1 pseudogene is annotated in these 3,527 nt (G+C 77.4%); it reads left to right on the plus strand.

The annotated features are described in order from the left end of the window. Positions 1–225 (plus strand): annotated as a pseudogene (locus BST27_RS35165) (PGRS repeat-containing protein); the annotation flags it as partial. Positions 226–3,527: the final 3,302 nt, after the last annotated feature.

The following is a 3,527-nucleotide window of genomic DNA, read 5'->3' on the forward strand; positions in this document are numbered from 1 at the left end:
ACTAACGCGTTGCTCGGGCGACCGTTGATCGGCGACGGCACCAACGGGACGCCGGGAACCGGGCAGGCAGGCGGGCCGGGGGGAATTTTGATCGGTAATGGCGGCAACGGTGGGTCCGGAGCACCTGGTGGTGCCGGCGGAGCCGGCGGGGCAGCCGGGTTGGTGGGCTTGGGCGGGGCTGGCGGCGCCGGCGGCGCGGCGGTCGTGCCCGGCGGGTCAGGTGGTAATGGCGGGGCTGGCGGTGCGGGCGGGCTGCTAGCCGGCTCGGGTGGACCCGGCGGCGCCGGCGGCATGGGCGCTGCTGGCGCAATCGGCATTGCAGGCGGGAACGGCGGAGCCGGCGGGGCCGGCGGGGCAAGTCGAGCATTGGTGGGCTGGGCTGGAGGCGCGGGCGGGGCCGGCGGTTCCGGCGGTGCGGGCATTGCGGGTGCCGCAGGTGCTCCAGGCGGCGGGACCGGCGCCACCGGTCTTGCGGGCGGCTCCGGTGGTAGCGGCGGAGCCGGCGGGGGCGCCTTCGGACTGTTCAGCGCGGGTGGGACCGGTGGCGCGGGCGGCTCTGGCGGTTTGGGCGGGGACGGCGGGACCGGTGGTACCGGCGTGGGTTTTGCTGCCGATGGCGGGATGGGTGGTATTGGCGGCGCGGGTGGGGCCGCCGGCGCCGGCGGCGCTGGTGGTGCCTCATCACTCGGGTTTGCCGGCGCGGCGGGCAACGCCGGCACCGGCGGTCACGGCGGCGTCGGCGGCAACGGTGGGGCCGGTGACAATGCGGCGACGCCAGGCGCGGCCGGGTTTGCCGGCGGTGCGGGCGGCGCGGGCGGCCAGGGCGGCTCAGCAGGCGCCGGCGGCACCCACGGCTCAGGCGGCCTGGGCGGCAACGGCGCCCTCGGCGGCAACGGCGCCAACGGCGACCCAGGCGTCGGAAGCATCGGCCAGACCGGCGGCGCCGGAGGCAACGGCGGAAACGCAGGCGCGGGCGGCCTGGCCGGTACCGGCACCGGCGCCACCGGCACCGCAGGCAACGCAGGCACCGGCGGCAACGGAGGCAACGGAGGCAACGGCGGCGCCGGTGATGTCGGCGTCGCGGGTGCCGCTGCGACGGCCGGCGGCACCGGGTTCGATGGCGGGGATGGCGGCGCCGGCGGCACCGGCGGCAATTCCGGTGCCGGTGGTACCAACGGTTCGGGCGGCCTGGGTGGTAACGGCGGCCTGGCGGGCAACGGCGGGACCGCGGGCATGGACAACGGCACTGGCGCCGGAAACGGCGGGTCCGGTGGTAATGGCGGAAAGGGCGGGGCCGGCGGAGCGGTCGGCTCCAACGGCACTGGTGGGACCGCGGGCAATGGCGGCAACGGCGGTAACGGCGGGAGTGGTGCCAGCGGCGCTGCAGGTCTAGCCGGCAGCGGCCACTTCGGCGGCAACGCCGGAGACGGCGGTTCCGGTGGTATCGGCGGCAATGCGGGCGGAGTGGGCGCCGCCAACGGCAACGGCGGCAACGGCGGCGCTGGCGGCCAAGGCGGCAACGGCGGAAGCGGCGGCATCTTCAACAGCGGTGGCGGCGGCTCCGGCGGCGACGGCGGCAACGGCGGTAACGCAGGCACTGGCGGTATCGGTGGCAACGGCGGCAACGCCGGATCCGGCGGCAATGGTGGCGATGGCGGCACCGGCATCGCCGGCACCGGCACGTACGGCGGCAGCGGCGGTTTCGGTGGGTCCGGAGGTACCGGCGGCAACGCCGGCAGCGCCGCCGGCACCAACGGCAGCGGCGGTAACGGCGGCAACGGCGGCGCTGGTGCCAATGGCGCCTCGGGCACTGGCGGCAATTCCGGCGGCGGCGGCGGCTACGGCGGCAGCGGCGGCAACGCCGGCCCGGCTGGCAGCACCGTCGGCGCAGCCGCCGGTACCAACGGTCTCGGCGGCAACGGCGGCAACGCCGGCAACGGCGGCAACGGCATCGGCAATGGCGCCAACGGCACCGGCGACGGCGGCAACGGCTCCAACGGAGTCAACGGAGGTAACGGCGGCTGGGGCGGAAGCGGCGGCGCAGGCGTCGGCGGTGTCGGCGGCGGCAACGGCGGCAACGGGGGCAACGGCGGCACGGCCACCGACGGCGGCAACGGCGCCGCAGGCGTCGTGAACAACGGCGGTCATGGCGGCAGCGGCGGCAACGGCGGGGCGGCCGGGGGCGGCGGCACCGCCACCGACGGCGGCACTGCCGGCACCAACGGCATTAGCCGAAACGGCGGAAACGGTGGCAGCGGCGGCAACGGCGGCAACGGCACCGGGAACGGCGGCAACGGCACCCACGGCGGCGCCGGGGGCCAGGGAGGTGCCGGCGGCGCCGCCGTCGGCGGCACTGGCGGGGGCAACGGCGGTAACGGCGGCCAAGGCGGCGCAGGCGGCAACGGCGCGGCCGGCACGAACTCCACCGGCCACAGCGGCGGCAGCGGTGGCCAAGGCGGCGCCGGCGGCAATGGCGGTAACGCTGGCAGCGGCGGCACCAACGGCAGTGGCGCCACCGGAGGCAAAGGCGGCCTTGGCGGCAACGGCGGCTCGGGTGCCCCGGATTCCGGCTCGGGCGGCGGCAACGGCGGCAGCTCGGGCGCCGGTGGGGCCGGTGGGGCCGGCGGGGCGGTCGGCACCGGCGGGACCGGCGGAACATCGGGCAACGGCGGCGCCGGCGGGGATGCCGGCGTGGGTGGAAACGGTGCAGCCGGCGCGGCGGGCACTGCCCACTTCGGCGGCAACGGCGGCATAGGCGCTAACGGCGGTAACGGTGGCAACGCGGGTGGCATCGGCGCCACCGGCGGCGCCGGCGGCAAAGGTGGCCAGGGAGGAAACGGTGGCGACGGCGCCAGCGGCACCGGCGCCAACCTCACCAACGGTGGTTTTGGCGGCTTTGGATCCTTCGGCGGGAACGGCGGCAACGGGGGCGGCACCCCCAACGGCGGAATCAACGGCAACGGCGGCAACGGCGGCAACGGAGGTAGCGGCGGCAACGGCGGCGCCAACACGGCCACCGTCGCCTCCCACACGTCGGTCTGGGGCGGCGGCGGTGGCGGCGGCGCCACCGGCGGTTTTGGCGGCAACGCTGGCTTCGGCTCCGGCACCGGCGGCACGGGTGGTACCGGCGGGACCGGCGGCAGCGGTGGTGCCGGTGGCACCGCAACCACCACCGGCACTGGCACGGCCACCGGCTTCGGCGGCGGCGGCGGGACGGGCGGCGCCGGTGGCGCCGGCGGCCTTTTTGGCGGCACCCCCGGCGGCGGCGGAGGAGGCGGCGCCGGCGGCCTCGCGGGCGGCTCGCTGGGCAACGGTGCCGCCGGCCGAACCACTGGAGCCGGGGCTGCCGCTACCGCTGCCGGGGCTGAAATTGGCGATGGCTCCGCCGCCGCCACCACCGCCGGTTCCCGCGCTGCCAATCCCGCCGTTCCCGCCGCTCTGTGTGGTGGGGTTCACGGTGGAGGTGGCAGCGCCGCCATTGCCGCCGGTACCGCCGATCGCGCTAACGGAACCGGCCCCGCCGCCAC

The organism is Mycobacterium intermedium (genome assembly GCF_002086275.1).
Lineage (GTDB): Bacteria > Actinomycetota > Actinomycetes > Mycobacteriales > Mycobacteriaceae > Mycobacterium > Mycobacterium intermedium.